Source organism: Streptomyces sp. BI87 (assembly GCF_025957665.1).
GTDB lineage: Bacteria > Actinomycetota > Actinomycetes > Streptomycetales > Streptomycetaceae > Streptomyces > Streptomyces albidoflavus.
In genome coordinates this window covers 355,092-370,890 of sequence record NZ_CP110079.1, presented here as the reverse complement: position 1 = coordinate 370,890, position 15,799 = coordinate 355,092, and the positions used below count along the sequence as shown (strand labels likewise).

11 protein-coding genes are annotated in these 15,799 nt (G+C 69.4%); 9 read left to right on the top strand and 2 right to left on the bottom strand.

The window, feature by feature from the left end; all coding sequences use genetic code 11:
- Positions 1 to 177 precede the first annotated feature (177 nt).
- Entirely contained in the window at positions 178 to 261 is an 84-nt protein-coding gene (locus OIM89_RS29940) for a putative leader peptide (protein ID WP_350495123.1), read from the bottom strand.
- 171 nt (positions 262 to 432) lie between these two features.
- Here OIM89_RS29940 and OIM89_RS01555 point away from each other — a divergent pair, with 171 nt between their 5' ends.
- The 5 genes from OIM89_RS01555 (at position 433) to OIM89_RS01535 (ending at position 9,003) form a co-directional block, all read left to right on the top strand.
- Positions 433 to 855 carry a secondary thiamine-phosphate synthase enzyme YjbQ gene (locus OIM89_RS01555; RefSeq protein ID WP_195730042.1) on the top strand — a complete coding sequence of 141 codons (423 nt, stop codon included), beginning with the start codon at positions 433 to 435 and terminating at the stop codon, positions 853 to 855.
- Positions 856 to 1,115: 260 nt separating this feature from the next.
- Positions 1,116 to 3,701: a DUF262 domain-containing protein gene (locus OIM89_RS01550; protein WP_195730041.1), complete on the top strand. Its 2,586-nt coding sequence runs from the start codon at positions 1,116 to 1,118 to the stop codon at positions 3,699 to 3,701.
- 550 nt (positions 3,702 to 4,251) lie between these two features.
- The gene (locus OIM89_RS01545; protein ID WP_195730040.1) at positions 4,252 to 7,665 is read left to right on the top strand and encodes a CHAT domain-containing protein; all 3,414 of its coding nucleotides are present in this window, start codon (positions 4,252 to 4,254) and stop codon (positions 7,663 to 7,665) included.
- Entirely contained in the window at positions 7,662 to 8,330 is a 669-nt protein-coding gene (locus OIM89_RS01540) for a hypothetical protein (protein WP_195730039.1), read from the top strand. Before OIM89_RS01545 ends, OIM89_RS01540 begins: the two co-directional genes overlap by 4 nt.
- 151 nt (positions 8,331 to 8,481) lie before the next feature.
- Entirely contained in the window at positions 8,482 to 9,003 is a 522-nt protein-coding gene (locus OIM89_RS01535) for an IS3 family transposase (protein WP_264490901.1), read from the top strand.
- Positions 9,004 to 9,193: 190 nt separating this feature from the next.
- Here OIM89_RS01535 and OIM89_RS01530 read toward each other — a convergent pair whose 3' ends face one another.
- A complete protein-coding gene (locus OIM89_RS01530; RefSeq protein WP_264490900.1) occupies positions 9,194 to 10,225 on the bottom strand; it encodes a LacI family DNA-binding transcriptional regulator in 1,032 nt (343 codons plus the stop codon).
- Between the two features lie 139 nt (positions 10,226 to 10,364).
- Here OIM89_RS01530 and OIM89_RS01525 point away from each other — a divergent pair, with 139 nt between their 5' ends.
- The 4 genes from OIM89_RS01525 to OIM89_RS01510 are packed head-to-tail and all read left to right on the top strand — an operon-like array spanning position 10,365 to position 15,797.
- Positions 10,365 to 11,666: an ABC transporter substrate-binding protein gene (locus tag OIM89_RS01525; protein ID WP_030696921.1), complete on the top strand. Its 1,302-nt coding sequence runs from the start codon at positions 10,365 to 10,367 to the stop codon at positions 11,664 to 11,666.
- Positions 11,663 to 12,556, top strand: coding sequence for a carbohydrate ABC transporter permease (locus OIM89_RS01520; protein WP_047141959.1), 894 nt, complete (start codon positions 11,663 to 11,665; stop codon positions 12,554 to 12,556). Before OIM89_RS01525 ends, OIM89_RS01520 begins: the two co-directional genes overlap by 4 nt.
- On the top strand, positions 12,553 to 13,374 hold the full coding sequence (locus OIM89_RS01515) for a carbohydrate ABC transporter permease (RefSeq protein WP_030696919.1): 822 nt from the start codon (positions 12,553 to 12,555) through the stop codon (positions 13,372 to 13,374). Before OIM89_RS01520 ends, OIM89_RS01515 begins: the two co-directional genes overlap by 4 nt.
- Positions 13,371 to 15,797, top strand: a complete 2,427-nt coding sequence (locus tag OIM89_RS01510) for a beta-glucosidase (RefSeq protein WP_195730037.1) — start codon at positions 13,371 to 13,373, stop codon at positions 15,795 to 15,797. The genes OIM89_RS01515 and OIM89_RS01510 overlap by 4 nt, the downstream gene beginning before the upstream one ends.
- Positions 15,798 to 15,799 lie beyond the last annotated feature (2 nt).

The window sequence follows — 15,799 nt, the reverse complement described above, 5'->3', positions numbered from 1 at the left end:
GGAGAGAAGGGGGTGGCGCGAGCCGAAGGCCCAACCGCCCACGCGGACCGCTGGAGCAGCTCCGTGCGGGTACGGCGGCGAGGCGGATCAGGGGACGCGCATACGCGGAACGGGCGGCGCTCCGCTCAGCGGATCACGCCACGTACGTGTGCGCGGGAAGGAGGGGGAGGAAGGGCGTCAGCAGCCGCGTCGACACGCGGCGGAAGCCACCCGCAGCAGGTCGATGTGACCGCGCGTGGTGAGCAGAACTGATCGCAACATGCCGCCGAACGTAGCGAGATGCTCCACGGACGGTCAATGGCGTCTCGATGGGTGGACGTGGCGTATCAGGTCGGGCGCCACAGGGGGCGCGCCCACTCCGGCAGGTCGCACTCTCCCGCTCCTGGGCGGGTCACCCCCGGCCTGCTGCGCCGCATCCCCGAGGATGGAGGCATGCCTGACGCCTTCGACACCCGAGTCCTGCACCTCACCACCGGCTCCCGCGAGACCGTCCGGGACCTCACCGCCGACTGCGCGAGCTTCCTCGACGAGGTGGCGGCCGGCCGCGACGGCCTCCTCAACATCTTCGTCCCCCACGCCACCGCCGGCATCGCCGTCCTGGAGACCGGCGCGGGCAGCGACGACGACCTCCTCGCCATCCTCCACACCCTCCTCCCCGCCGAGCACCCCTGGCACCACCGCCACGGCACCCCGGGCCACGGCCGCGACCACGTCCTGCCAGCCCTCGTCCCGCCTCATGCGACGCTGCCGGTGGTCAACGGGAGGCTGGAGCTGGGGACTTGGCAGTCGGTGTGTCTGGTGGATACGAATCGCGACAATGCGGACCGTCAGGTCCGGCTGTCGTTCCTCGGGTAGGGACACATACGTCGTCGCTGTAGGAGCGACTTCCGGCCACACCAAACAAGACGCCGCCCGGATCGATGATGGGCCTCGCGGGCGGTTGAGCGTTCTAGGGCCGACCGCTCCTGGCAGGCGATCGGTACCTGGCGTGACTACCGCGACCTGCTCGTCGCCGCCAGCTGCTGACGGCGACGAGATTGTCCGGTTACTCCCGTGCGCACCTGTGATCGTGGAGAATGGGCAGCCGGTCGAAGACGCCCAGGGGAGAAGCACACGTGCACGCTCAGGAGACCACGTTCAAAGAGCTCGTCCAGGGCGAGAAGCAGTACCAGGTGCCGCTCTACCAGCGCACCTACAGCTGGCAGCGTGATCAGCTGCAGCAGCTCTGGGACGACGTGCAAGAGCTGGTCGAGGAGCAGTTGGAAGGGCGGGCTCCCGCAGCGCACTTCCTCGGCTCCGTCGTGCTGGCACCGGGCCGGATCACCGCCGGCGGCATGCAGCGCTGGCTCGTCGTCGACGGCCAGCAGCGGCTCACCACCCTCATGCTCGCCTTTACCGCGCTGCGGGACCGCCACCGGGAACGCGGCGACGCGGAACGGCAGGCCGACCGCATCCATGACCTGATGCTCGTCAACAAGTACCGCAACGGTGACGACCACTACCGGCTCCTGCCGACGCAGGCGGACCGGGAGGCCTTCACGGCATGCGTCGAGAGCTCACCCAAGGCAGGCGGTCCCGGCAATGTGGGCGCCGCCTATCGGTTCTTCCTCGCCGCGCTGACCGAGGGTGAGGAGAGCGGCGGTGAGGCGTGGACGGAGGCGGTGGAGGCCGTACTGAGCGGCCTGCTGTCGGTCGTCGAGATCACCGCGGCCGAGGGCGACAACGTCTACCGGATCTTTGAGTCGATCAACAACACCGGTGTCGGACTCAGCCAGAGCGACCTACTGCGCAACTACCTCTTCATGTATCTGCCGACCCGTGGCGAGTCGGTCTACCGCAACTGCTGGCTGCCCATGCAGGAACTGCTCGGTCCGGCCAACCTCGAACTCCTGGTCTGGCTCGACCTGGTCGTGGCCGGCAACAGCCGGGCCAAACAGAGCGAGATCTACCGCGACCAGAAGAAGCGCCTGGAACCCCTGAGCGCGGACGAGGCGGCCCTCGAAGCCGAGATCGAGTCCCTCTCACGGCGGGCCGAACGCCTGATGCGGATCCTGGAGCCCGAACGGGAGCCTGACCCAAAGTTGCGCGAGGTGCTGGAAAGACTGTCCCGCTGGGGCGGCCAGACCCACTACCCGCTGGCGCTTCAGCTGCTCGACCGGGTGGACGGTGGACAGGCCACACCCCATCAGGCCGCCCGCGCACTGGCGTACGCCGAGAGCTACATGGTGCGACGTCTCTTCGCGGGCTACTCCACCACAGGCAGCAACCGGGTCTTCATGGAGATGCCCAAGGAACTGGAGAAGGACGAGGACCCGGCGGAGGCCGTACGCCGCATCCTGTCGAAGAACAAGGCGGGCGCGCGCGTGTGGCCTGACGACGACGCAGTCCGCACAGCGATCCGCACCCGGCCCTTCTACAAGGCGGGCCGCAGCAATCAGCGGCTTCAGGTTCTGCGCAGGCTGGAGGAGAGCTACGGGGGGAGCGAGCCGGTCGACTACGCCAAAGCGCGTCTCACCGTCGAACACGTGCTGCCGCAGAACCCCGCCCAGCAGTGGTTCGACCTGCTCGCCGAAGAGGCCGAGGACGGACAGGGCCCGGACGAGCTCCATGCCCTGCTCGTCCACACACTGGGCAATCTGACCCTCTCTGCGGACAACGCCAAGCTCTCGAACCATCCGTTCCGGCGCAAGCAGGAGATCCTGGACTCCAGCGCCCTGCGCATGAACCAGGAGATCGCCGGGCGGGAGCGGTGGGGGAGGGCGGAGATCCTCGACCGCGCCGCCAGCCTGGCCGACCGGGCGGTGCGGCTGTGGCCCGGCCCCGTCGCCGGAACGGTTCCCGGGGACGACGAGTGGTCCGGCTGGAAGGAGCTGCGGGCCGCGCTCCTTGCTATGCCGGCGGGTACGTGGACCACGTACGGCGATGTCGCGGCGCTCATCGGCACCCATGCCGTCCCGGTGGGCCAGCACCTGGCGTCCAAGGCCGGCCTGCACGGCGCCTACCGGGTGCTGACGGCGGACGGCCGCGTCTCGGCGGGCTTCCGGTGGCCTGACGGTCAGGAGCCCGGGGATGTGCGAACCCGCCTGGAGGCGGAGGGCATTCCCTTCGACGACGCGGGCCGGGCCCGCCGCTCCCACCGGCTGACGACGGCCGACCTGGCGGCCCTGCTCGGCAAGGAAACCGTCGCGGAGGCCGTGCCGTCCCCACAGGACGAAGACGAGCAGCTGTCGGCGGCCGACCGGTTCGAAGCGCAACTGCGTGACAACCAGACCAAGGAAACCGCCGAAGGCGTTCTGGGCGCGCTCCGCTTCTGGGAAAAACAGGGCGGCCACCTCGCCTACGGCCGGGCGAGCGAGACCAGCTGCTTCCCCATGGCGCGGTTCGGCGGCACGACCGACACCCGAGCTCTGTGGCCGCTGGGGCTCTACCCGGTCTCCGGGACGGTCGAAGTCGTCTTCCAGTACCTGAAGCGGCGCCCCCCGTTCGACGACGAGCCACTGCGGCGTGAGCTGATGACCCGGCTGAACGGCATCGAGGGCATCGACCTGGCAGAGGCCAAGCTCGATCTGCGCCCGTCCTTCCCTGTGGAGGTCTTCGCCGGGCACAGCGAGGAGATCTGCGCGGTGCTGGAGTGGTTCGCGCACACGGCCGCCCTCGCGGAGGCCCGCCGCATGCTGGACGAGGGCCCCGGCACTCTCTGACGCCCCGCATCCGTCGCGCGCGTGGGGCTCAGGGAACTCCCCGGGGCCTCACGCAGATCAGACTCGCTCGGCGCTACGGGCGCGGGCCGTTGACCGGGGCCAGGAGAATTTCGGTCCCGGAAGGTCGCTGCCGTACTCACCCGGCACGGCCTGGTCGGCTCGATGGGCCGGGGCGGGGTCGCCGGCGAAACGCCGCGATGGAGAGGCCCTGTGAGCCCGTTGTACACCTGCTCCGGTGCTGCGGTCGTCACTTGGCAGGATCACCCGACGCTGTAGGCAGGCTTGAACTGACGGGCCAGGAGGAAACCAACTTCAGTTGTCGGGACAAGTTGTGCGAAGCAGTAGAAGCGAGTCGGAGTAGCGGCGGCATCGGCCTTCGTGGGCGAGGCTTAGATCAACAAGTGCAGCAGGTGCGTATGGACGGGTGCACGGGGTGGCATCCACGTTGCCGCCCTTCAGATCATTGTCCCGTGCCCGGGAACCGACTGGTTCGGCCGTTGTCCGTGCCACCGTTGAACCTGTCGATGGCTGGCAGCGCGAAGGGGATGGCGTGAGACTGTCACGCGAGGTCACCGGGTGGGCGTTCCTCGCCGATGCGGAGGGTGTCCGGCATGCCGGCCTGGCCGTCGGCCTGTCCGGCATCTGCCCGTTTATCACTGGTGGTGGGTCAGGAGGCAGCCTGTTCACCCGCGCGTACGCGCGGGGCCTCCCGGTGCTCCTCTCACTGGACGAATTGCCGTTCAGCCACTCCCTCTCCCCCCGGTGGTGTGTCACGCAAGACGAAGAAGGTGTGCTGTCCGTCGGGGATCCCGACGGAGCGCTCTTCGTGCACGACCTCGACGTGGAAATGCCGGCGGGGTGGTGGGAGGCCGCGGACGCTTCGGGCTCAGTCATGCTGGTCGTGTCCCACGTGCTGCCTGCCACAGACGATCCACTTGGCGCGCTGATCTTCGAAACGCGGCGAGGGAAGGTGTGTGCCGGCCTGGTGCGCTTCGGTGAGCCTGACTCCGAGGCGGGCGGCAAGCCGACCGGCACCTTCGTGATCGACCCGGTGGGCGTGCTCATGGAGCTGGCCCAGTACGTGCGTGACCGGATCATGTCGCTGGATGAGGCGAAGCGACGGGCGCGCGAAGTGGAGGAAATGCGGCAGGCTTTGGCGGGGCACGGCGCGATGTCTACCGAGGCGATGATGGATCTGCTGTTCCGGGACGAGTTCCTCGATCACCGCGGCCTGGTGGAGTTCATGTACGTCTACTGGCGACTGGTCGCGGAGGTCGCCGACGCCTGCGCGATGAAGGCTGCTTGGCGGGTCGCGGCGCTTCAGACCGTCGAGACGGGCGTCCAACTGATGGCGGACCGGTGTGACCGCGTGGTGTTCGAGGAGTCCGAAGCCCTGGCGGATCGGCTGGTCGACGAAGTGAGCGATACCGCCGACCTGGAAGCCTCGCTGCTGGCTGCCGCTCGGTTGCGGATGGCCATCAGGGGACAGGAGGACGCGGCCGCCGACGTCTACGCTCGTGAGCCGCTGCTGACCACATGGTCCGCTCGGCTGACCGCGGACCTGTACCGCACGTGGTTCACCGAAGAGGAACCCTTCCAGAAGGAGTCCCATCGGCTGGTGGCAGAAGCGGGACACCTGGTGGTGCGTGCGCTGGAGTTAGATGGTGGGGTGAGGAGGCCTCGGCTCCTGGCGACACTGGCGCAGATCCTCGCGGACGAGGAGGGAGTCCACCGTGGTGCTGCTCGCGCTGCGCTCTCGGCATGGCACGACTCTTCCGCCGACGACGAGCCGGATCTCGCGCTGTTCCTCCTCAGGACGATGGACAGAGCGGCCCCGGAGACGACCGACGGGCTGCTCATAAGGGTATTCGGGACGCCACCCGCCGGTTTCGTCATCGACCACGGGAGTACGGTGACCGCGAAGGCGATCAGCCAAGGTGTCAACCTGGCCCGGGAACGAGCCGACCGACGGCTGCTGCGAACCGTGTTGGACTGGGCTGGGCAGCTCGACATTCGGTGGGCCTCTGCCCATCGCAGGCAACTGATCGAGGCCAGGCTCCACGTGTTACCCGACGACCCGAGCGCATGCCCAAACCCCCACCAAGAACTACCGGTCTCAATACCGGAGTTCTGGACATCGACGCAGCGATCTGCGGCTCTGTTGCATGCGGCCGCACACGCCCGCGATCGGGGGCAGCCGTCGTGGGGGCTCACCCTCCTACGCCAGGCGGGCGACGCCCGTAACGAAGAGGTCCGGCTGCTCACGGCCGACCTGTACTACCAATCGGCGGAGGCGGGCGAGCCGGTCTCCAGCCCTGTCCCGTTCCCATGGGGCTATTACACGTATGCGGCGCTCTCCTACGCCTCGCTCGGCTTCGAGGAACTGGCCCAAGCGAGCTTGGTGCCGCTTGTGCAGCAGCTGGGTAACCTCCGCGGCGATGAACTCAGGAACGCCGTGTACGCGATCATCGTGGATGCGCCGAACTTCGACACCAACGGCGCGCCCGAACTCGGCGCGATACTGCGAGACCTCGTGCACTCGGCGGTCTGGCAGCTCACCGCCGAAAGCGAGACGCTGCCGATGGGGCTGTTACTCGGCCTGCATCAAGCGGGCAAGGGTGCGGAGTTGGGCGCGTGGTGGCGCATCGAAGACCCACTCGTGCTGCCCGCGCACATCCAGCACTTCCTCGGTAAGCTGCGCGACTGGGAGGAGCCCACCGCCGCAGGTGGCGCCTTGCTGAACCTGCTGAACGCGGTGGACGCCGATCATCGCCCTGGCGGCCACGACAACACGCAGATCGCCCGGAATCTACGGTGGCGCACCTCGTCGTTCATCGACGACGAGCTGCGTCGGCGTTCGACAGCGCTCATCGACGACCAGCACATCTGGGCCGAGGCACATGATCTGCTGGACGATCGAACGGTGCTGTTGACGTGGTTCCTGCCCGCGGCGGTGAACGGCGCGACCGTGCTGCTCGCGGTCACCAGACAGGGCCGGGAGCTCGTGGTGCACCTCGGCGAGGGCGCGGACGAGAACGACGACCGGCACCCGGATGCGGACCGCGTCGAGGCGATCCGGACAGAGATCGAACGCGACCCGCTGTTCGGCGACGTGACACCGGAGGGCGGTCGGCTGCTGGAGTCGGCCGACCTGCCGCTCGGAGGCAGCGAACTGTGGGACAACTGGCGTGCCCAGGGCAAGGACCGAATCCTGGCCTGGCCGCACGGCGCTCTGCACTACCTGCCCCTACCGCTGTGCCGCAGGGGCGGCCGCCTGATCGCCGACGACTGGACGGTTACTACGATCGCCGGCCTCGAAGCCCTGGCATCCGCCGAAGTACCTGCGCGTGAGGGCCGCACCGTTGTGCTGGCCTCCGCTGCTGGCGGTGTTCCCTTTGGTCTGCATGCCGAACCGGCGCTGGAGGAGCATGCGCGGAAGGTCGCCGAGGCGGTAGACGCTGAAGCCCTTACCGGCCGTGCGGCCACTCGCGACAGGCTGCGCGCGGAGATGTCCGTGGCGGACGTCGTCCACATCGCCGTACACGGGACACTGGACGAGGACGCGCCGTGGATGCACTGCCTCTATCTCTCGCCGGACGGCGACGACGACGGCCGGGTATTCGCCTACGACTTCCTGGACATCGACCTGCGCGGCGTCCGCCTTGTCACGCTCGCCGCTTGTGAGTCCGCGCTCGGCCGATTCGACCGCGGTGACAACGTTCGTGGCATCCCTTCGGCACTGATCACCGCCGGAGCGCAGGCCGTCGTCGGATGCCTGTGGCCCGTGCGCCCGGAACCGGCCACGTACTTCTACCACCACCTGCATCTAGGAGTCGCGCGCGGCACTGAGCCGGAGCAGGCCTTCCGGGGTGCCCAACTCGCCACGCGTGCCGCGTATCCCCAGTACCGTGACTGGGGAGCGTTCATCTATGTGCATGGTAGGAACAAGGGAGCCAACCCATGACCGAGATTCGGCTGCACGATGTCGAACTCGTGCCGGAGCGTACGCTCGGCAGCCCAGCGGATGACGCACCGCTGCGTGGCAGGTTCACCTTCGGCTGGGACCTACTGCCTGCCGACCATGCGGGCGCGCCAGCCGGCTGGTTGTCCTATCTGAGTGCCATCCCCGACCGGGAGTTCCGGCAACTGCTCATGGTGTGCTCGTTTCGCCCCGAGACACCGGAGAGCAGAGGCGTATTCCGCCATGCCTCCCTGGGTGTCGCACTGTCGACACCGGAGCGTGAGACACAGCCGATCGCGCGCCTGATCGACCCTGGCGAGCGTACTCACCCGGTCCCCGGCCCCGGGACCGGCGTCAGCTTCACGGTCACGACGGGAGTGCTGGATGTAGGGGTGGAGAAGCCGCCGGCATCCGGACCGGCGAGAGAGGAGTGGATCGTCCGGGGCCACGGAGCTTCCCAACCGAACCCGCAGTGGGAGTTCCGACGAGTCAAAGGATTCCCTCTGGTCGGCGATCACCCGGTGGCCGTGCTGGTGGAGCTCGTGCCCGACTGCATGAACACAGCCGAGGTGCTGGTCGCGGCGGAACTGGAGCACCGTAGCTGGGGCGTGCGTCGCTACCGGGCGCAGCTCACGCCGACACCGCACACGATCGTGCTGGCGGAGTGACCCGATCCCGGGGACAAGGTCGCCTCGGGAACGGCACGGGCGTCTGACCACGCGGAGCGTGAGGAACTGCGCCGGCTGCGCAGAGAGAACCGTGAACAGCAGCAGACGATCGAGACCCTGAAAAAAGCGACGGCCTTCTTCGTGCAGGAGAGTGAACGCCTGGCGCGAGGGCGAGACCGCCCGCCAGGCCCGGGCGGCCGACGACGCGCTCGCCCACGAGATCATCATGCTCCACATCGCCTCCCGTCGCACCTACGGCGTCCCGCGCATCCACGCCGAGCTGCGGCGCCTGGGGCACCGGGTGAACCGCAAGCGCATCGCCCGCGTCATGCGCGAGCGCGACATCCGCGGTGTCACCCGCCGCAAGCACCGCTCGCTGACCCGGCCGGATGCGAAGGCGAAGCCGGCCCCGAATCTGATCGGCCGCAACTCAACGCCGCAGCGGAGAGTTTCGGGGCCCTGTTCAAAGAAGGGATCGGAACCCGGACCTGGCCCGACCGGGCCACCGCCCGCGCTGAGGTCTTCACCTTCATCGAGACCTTCTACAACCGCCGCCTGCGCAAGCACAAGATCTTCGGCTACCTCACACCGTCCGAGACCAGGCAGCGACATCAACACGCCCTCGCGGCATAACGAACGACTGTCCAGGATCACGGGGAAACTTCAGCTTTGAGTCCACCCTGTGTCTAGGCCGACCTCTCCTCCATGCGAAGCCCGCCGACGACCGATCCGTGGGACGTGACCAGGTAACGTGACGGTTGTCCTAACGGAGTTTGGTGGACACGAACGTGGACAACGTCGACCGCAAGGTGCGGCTGAGTTTCTTGAGCTGAGGCCGACGGGTGGGCCTCTGCGAGTGCCGCTCAGCCCCCCGCCGGCGCCCCCGTGCTCTTCCGCACCACCAGACTCGTCGCCAGCTCCAGCCGTGTGGCGACCGGTTCCTTGTCCCGTAGGCGCATCAGCATCTGGGTGGCTTCCTCCGCCATCTGGCGGAGGGGCTGGTGGATCGTGGTCAGGGCGGGGCTGGCCCAGCGGGCGAGGGAGACGTCGTCGTAACCGACGACCGAGAGGTCGTGGGGGACGCGCAGGCCGTGGACCCGGGCGGCTTCCAGGACGCCGAGTGCCTGGAGGTCGCTGCCGGCGAAGATCGCGGTCGGGGGGTGGGGGAGGGAGAGCATCTCGGTGGCGCGGTCGTAGCCGCCCTCCACGTGGAAGTCGCCGAACAGGATGAGGCCGGGGTCGACTTCGAGCCCCGCCATGGTCATCGCCGAGCGGTAGCCGTCGAGCCGGGCGCGGGAGCAGAGCATGTCCTCGGGGCCGGTGATGACCCCGATGCGCCGGTGTCCGCACTCGACGAGGTGGCGGGTGGCGGCCAGTCCGCCGTTCCAGTTGGCCGAGCCGACCGAGGGCACGTCGGGGTCGGGGTCGCCCGCCGGGTCGATGATGACGAAAGGGATCGAACGCGCCCTGAGCTGCTCCTTCACCTCGCAGGGCAGGGCGGAGAAGACCAGGACGACACCGAGCGGGCGGCGTTGGAGCATCGCCTCCATCCACTCGGGGCCGGGCGCGTGGCGGGTTCCGCTCTCGGTGAGGACGACGCCGGCGCCGTGGGTCTTGGCGACGTTCTCCACGCCCCGGATCAGCTCCATCGCCCAGATGCTCTCCAGCTCGTGGAAGACGATCTCGATGAGGGGCGCCTCGTGGGCCGACCGTGTGGTGCGCCGGTACGCGTGCGCCTCCAGCAGGCGTTCCACCTTGATCCGCGTGGGGGCCGCCACGTCCTGCCGCCCGTTGAGGACTTTCGAAACTGTCGAAATGGAGACGCCGGCCCGCTGGGCCACCTGCGCCAGGGTGATGCGGCCCGTCTTCTCGTCATCGCGCATGGCCAGGAGCATAGATCACGGGCCAACTGCCGCCCAGACGTAACGCTTTGATAACCCGGTGACCGAGGGTTGACCCCCTGTGAGGGGGAGTCCTAGCGTCCCGACCCACGAAGTTTCGGCACATGGTCGAAAAGGTTTCGAAGGGTGGGTCATGAGACAACGCGCACGGTTCTCGCGGACCGTCGTCGTCGGTGCTGCCGCGCTGGCCCTGGTGTTGCCCCTGTCCGGGTGCGGGGCGGACTCCGGTGCGGCCGCCGGCGACACCATCCACGTCCTGGTCTACGGGGACGCGGCGAACAAGGTGGAGAAGGAGCTCGTCGCCACCTTCAACAAGACCTCGAAGGTGAAGGCGGTCCTGGACACCATCCCGGGCGCCGACTACCAGGCCAAACTCCAGACGATCATCAACAGCAAGCAGGCGCCCGACGTCTTCTTCAACTGGGGCGGCGGCAGCATCAAGCCGTTCGTCGACGCGGATCTGCTGCTCCCGCTGGACCCCTTCATCGAGGAGGACCCCGCCCTCAAGGAGAAGTTCCTGCCCTCCGTCTTCAACAGCGCGGTGATCGACGGCGCCTCCTACGGGGTCCCCATGCGCGGGACGCAGCCCGTGCTGCTGTTCCACAACGACAAGGTCCTGAAGAAGGCGGGCGTCGAACCCCCCGAGACCTGGGGCGACCTGCTCGCGGCGGTCAAGGCGCTGAAGTCCGAGGGCGTCACCCCGATCGCGCTGGGCGGCGGCGACCGGTGGCCCACGCTGATGTGGTTCGAGTACCTCTACGACCGCATCGCCGGCCCGGAGCTCTTCGAGAAGGCCCTCGCGGGCGACCGGGAGGTCTGGGCGAGCCCGGACAGCCGCAAGGCGCTGGGCAAGATCAGGGAACTCGTGGACGCCGGGGCCTTCGGCACCAACTACGACTCGGTGAAGTTCACCGACCAGGGCTCCGCCACCCTCCTGGCGACCGGCAAGGCCGCCTTCGAGCTGATGGGCTCGTGGGAGTACTCGACACAGCAGGACGCGCACCCCGAGTTCGCCGAGAACGACCTCGGGTACAGCGCCTTCCCCTCCGTCGAAGGCGGCAAGGGCGACCAGGCCAACATCGTCGGCAACACCAACAACTTCTACTCCGTGCTGAAGCGGACGAAGCACCCGAAGGCCGTCGCCGAGTTCCTGAAGCTCATGTACTCGGACCAGTTCGTCAAGGCGCAGCTCGACATCGGCAACCTGCCGACGACGACCAACACCGAGGAGTTCCTGGACACCGCCGCCAGCCCCGAGTTCGCCGAGTTCCAGTACGACCTGGTCAAGGAAGCCCCCGCGTTCCAGCTCTCCTGGGACCAGGCGTACCCCCAGTCGGCGGCCACCTCGATGTACCAGGCGCTCCAGCAGTTCTTCAACGGCTCGCTGGACGAGGACGCCTTCATCGCGGCCATGCAGGCGCTGCCGACCCCATGACCCGAACCGCGACCCCCGCCGGACCGGCCCGCCCGGGATTTCTCTGGGCGGTCCCCGCCGCCGTCTTCTTCGGCCTCTTCGCCGTCGTCCCGCTCGTCATGGTCGCCGTCCTCTCCTTCGCCGAGTGGGACGGGCTCAGCGGCCCGCGGTTCGCCGGCCTCGACAACTGGAGGACGCTGCTCGACGACCCCGTCATGGTCAAGAGCCTCTGGCTGAGCGTCCTGCTCACCGGGCTCGGGGTCCTCGTCCAGACCCCGTTGAGCATCCTGCTCGGCGTCTGGGCGGCGGGGCGCCAGCGCAACCGGGCCGTCCTGTCCGCCGTCTACTTCCTCCCGATGCTGCTCTCCATCGCCGCCGTCTCCGTGCTGTGGCGAGCCGTCCTCGACCCCAACCTCGGGGTGCCCGCGCACGCCACCTGGCTCTTCGGCGACGGCAACCTGTTCGGGTCGCAGGCCACCGCGATCGGCGTCCTGGTCTTCGTCAGCACCTGGCAGTTCACGCCCCTGCACACGCTGATCTACCAGGGCGCGGCCCGGGCGATACCGCAGGTCCTCTACCAGGCGGCGCAGATCGACGGCGCCGGCACCGTCCGGCAGTTCTTCCACATCACCCTGCCGCAGCTGCGCAACGCGCTCATCACCTCGGTGATCCTGATGGTGGTCGGCGGACTCACCACCTTCGACACCGTGCTCATCCTGACCCAGGGCGGACCGGGCAGCGACACCACCATCAGCGCGTACTACATGTACCAGAAGGCGTTCAAGAGCTTCGACTACGGAGCGGCCTCCGCCGTCGCCCTGCTCCTGGTCCTCGTCTCCACGGTCATCTCCCTGATCGTGGTGCGGCTCTCGGGCTACGACAAGATGCGCAGCACGATGGAGGGGCTGTGAGCAAGACCCGTCCGAACCACCTCGCCGGTTTCGGTTCGCTGCTCTGGCTGCTGGTCGTGGGCCTGCCGCTGTACGTGATGCTCGTCGCCACGTTCCAGTCGCGCCCCGACTACGCGGCCAACGGCCCGCTGGCCCTCCCCGAGCGCTTCACGCTCGACAACTACCTCGACGTCCTCGACAGCGGCTTCGCGCAGTACTTCCTCAACACCCTCGTCGTCACCGTCTGCGTGGTGGGCATCGTCCTCCTGCTCGTCCCGCCGCTGGCGTACACCATCGTCAGGAGCCGGGGCCGCGCCACCACCACGGTCTTCCGGCTGTTCCTCCTGGGGCTGGCGATCCCCTCGCAGGCCGTCATCGTCCCGATGTTCTTCGTCATCAGCGAGGCCGGTCTCTACGACAGCCTCATCGGCGTCATCCTGCCGACCGCCGCCTTCGCCATGCCGGTCAGCGCCCTGATCCTGTCGGGGGTGATGCGGGACATCACCCCGGACCTGTACGAGGCGATGACGGTCGACGGGGCCTCGCCGCGCCGCGTCTTCTTCCAACTGGTGCTGCCCCTGTCCCGGAGCGGACTCTCGACCATCGTCGTCTTCTCCGCCCTCCAGGCGTGGAACGGCTTCCTGTTCCCCCTCGTCCTGACGCAGTCGGCCGAGACCAAGGTGATCACCCTGGGGCTCTACGAGTTCCAGACCGAACACGGGGTCGACACCCCCGGCCTGCTCGCCGCCGTCGTCCTGTCCATGCTCCCCATCCTGCTCGTCTACCTGTTCGCTCGCCGGTCCCTGGTGCAGGGGCTGATGGGGGTAGGAGGAAAGTGACCGCCAACATCGACAACGCCGGAACCGGGACACCGCCGGCGGCCACGGACCGCCCGACCGGGCCCTGGCACGACACCACCCTCACCCCCGAGGCCAGGGCCGACGCCCTGCTCGCCGCCATGACCCTCCAGGAGAAGACCGCCCAGCTCGTCGGCGTCTGGGTGGGCGCCTCCGACGAGGGTGGCGAAGTCGCCCCGTTCCAGCACGACATGGAGGAGCCCGTCGACCTCGACGCGCTGCTTCCGCACGGCCTCGGCCAGCTGACCCGCCCGTTCGGTACGGCCCCGGTCGACCCGGCCGTGGGCGCCCTCTCGCTGGCGCGCAGCCAGGAGCGGATCACCGGCGCCAACCGGTTCGGCATCCCGGCCCTCGCCCACGAGGAATGCCTCGCGGGCTTCGCCACCTGGGGCGCGACCGCCTACCCGGTGCCGCTCTCCTGGGGCGCCACCTTCCACCCGGAGCTGGTCGGGGAGATGGCCGCCGCGATCGGCCGGGACCTGCGCTCCGTCGGCGTGCACCAAGGGCTCGCCCCCGTCCTCGACGTCGTACGCGACGCCCGGTGGGGCCGCGTCGAGGAGACGATCGGCGAGGACCCGTACCTGGTGGGAACGGTCGCCACCGCCTACGTGCGGGGACTGGAGTCGGCCGGGGTCGTCGCCACGCTCAAGCACTTCGCCGGGTACTCCGCCTCCCGCGCGGGCCGCAACCTCGCCCCCGTCGGTATGGGCGCGCGGGAGCGGGCCGACATCATCCTGCCCCCGTTCGAGATGGCCGTCCGGGAGAGCGGCGTACGGTCCGTCATGCACGCCTACACCGACACCGACGGCATCCCCTCCGCCGCCGACGGCCCGCTCCTGACCGGCCTGCTCCGCGACACCTGGGGCTTCGGAGGGACCGTGGTGGCGGACTACTTCGGCATCGCCTTCCTGAAGACGCTGCACGGCGTGGCCGGGAGCTACGGGGAAGCGGCCGCCGCCGCACTCGGCGCGGGCGTGGACGTGGAACTGCCGACCGTGAAGACCTTCGGCCGTCCGCTGGCCGACGCGCTCGCCGAGGGCCTCGTCCCCGAGGCCCTGGTGGACCGTGCGGTACGCCGCGTACTGGTCCAGAAGGCGCAGCTCGGGCTGCTGGACGCGGAGTGGAGCCCGGTGCCCCCGGCGCTGGCGGACGTGGAGGGCGCCGACCCGCAGGAGTTGCGCGGCACCGTCCGTCTCGACACGGAGGAGAACCGCGCGCTCGCCCGCCGCGTCGCCGAGGAGGCCGTCGTCCTCCTGCGCAACGACGGCACCCTGCCCCTGGCGGCGGACCCGCCCGCCGGAGCCCCCGCCCGCATCGCCCTCGTCGGGCCCAACGCCGACACCCCCACCGCCGTCCTCGGCTGCTACTCCTTCCCCGTCCACGTGGGAAGCCGGCACCCCGGCACCCCGCTCGGCATCGCCCTGCCCACGCTGCGCGAGGCGCTGGCGGCCGAGTTCCCGCACAGCGAGATCGTCACCGCCCCGGGCGCCGAACTCGACGGCACGGCCACCCACGGCTTCGGCGAGGCCCTCGCCCTGGCCGAAGGCGCCGACCTCGTGATCGCCGTGCTCGGCGACCGGGCCGGCCTCTTCGGGCGCGGCACGAGCGGGGAGGGCTGCGACGCGGAGGACCTGGAACTCCCCGGAGTCCAGCAGCAGTTGCTCGACGCCCTGCTCGACACGGGCACCCCCGTCGTCGTCACCCTGCTCGCCGGACGCCCCTACGCCCTCGGGCGCGCGGCGGACGAGGCCGCCGCCGTGGTGCAGGCGTTCTTCCCCGGCGAGGAAGGGACGCGGGCCGTCGCCTCGGTGCTCAGCGGCCGCACCGCACCCTCCGGCCGACTGCCCGTCAGCGTGCCGCGCCACCCCGGCTCCCAGCCCTCCACCTATCTGGCGGCACGGCTGGGCCACGCCAGCGAGGTGTCCCACGTCGACCCGACCCCGGCCTTCGGCTTCGGCCACGGCCTGACGTACACCACCTTCGCGTGGAGCGACCTCGTCGTGGAGCGGGAACAAGCGCCCACCGACGGCGAGTTCGCCCTCTCCTGCACGGTCCGCAACACCGGCGGGCGGGAGGGGACGGAGGTGGTCCAGGTCTATCTGCACGACCCGGTCGCCTCCGTGGTCCAGCCGGTGCGGCGCCTCATCGGGTACGTACGTCTCGACCTCCGGCCGGCGGAGGCGGCCAGGGTGCGGATGACGGTCCCGGCGGATCTCGCCTCCTTCACCGGCCGCGACGGCCACCGGATCGTCGAGCCGGGCGCTCTCGAACTGCGGCTGGGCGCGTCGAGCACCGACACGCGCCTCGCGGCCCGGGTCACGCTGACCGGGCCGGTGCGCACGGTCGACCACACCCGGCGGCTGCACATGGGCTTCGAGACGGAGGTCCTGACGGACGCGCCGTAGCC

Bases quoted from the DNA above. Each gene is read 5' to 3' on its own strand.
- OIM89_RS29940 (WP_350495123.1), bottom strand. From the start codon at position 261: ATGTTGCGATCAGTTCTGCTCACCACGCGCGGTCACATCGACCTGCTG.
- OIM89_RS01555 (WP_195730042.1), top strand. From the start codon at position 433: ATGCCTGACGCCTTCGACACCCGAGTCCTGCACCTCACCACCGGCTCC.
- OIM89_RS01540 (WP_195730039.1), top strand. From the start codon at position 7,662: ATGACCGAGATTCGGCTGCACGATGTCGAACTCGTGCCGGAGCGTACG.
- OIM89_RS01530 (WP_264490900.1), bottom strand. From the start codon at position 10,225: ATGCTCCTGGCCATGCGCGATGACGAGAAGACGGGCCGCATCACCCTG.
- OIM89_RS01525 (WP_030696921.1), top strand. From the start codon at position 10,365: ATGAGACAACGCGCACGGTTCTCGCGGACCGTCGTCGTCGGTGCTGCC.
- OIM89_RS01520 (WP_047141959.1), top strand. From the start codon at position 11,663: ATGACCCGAACCGCGACCCCCGCCGGACCGGCCCGCCCGGGATTTCTC.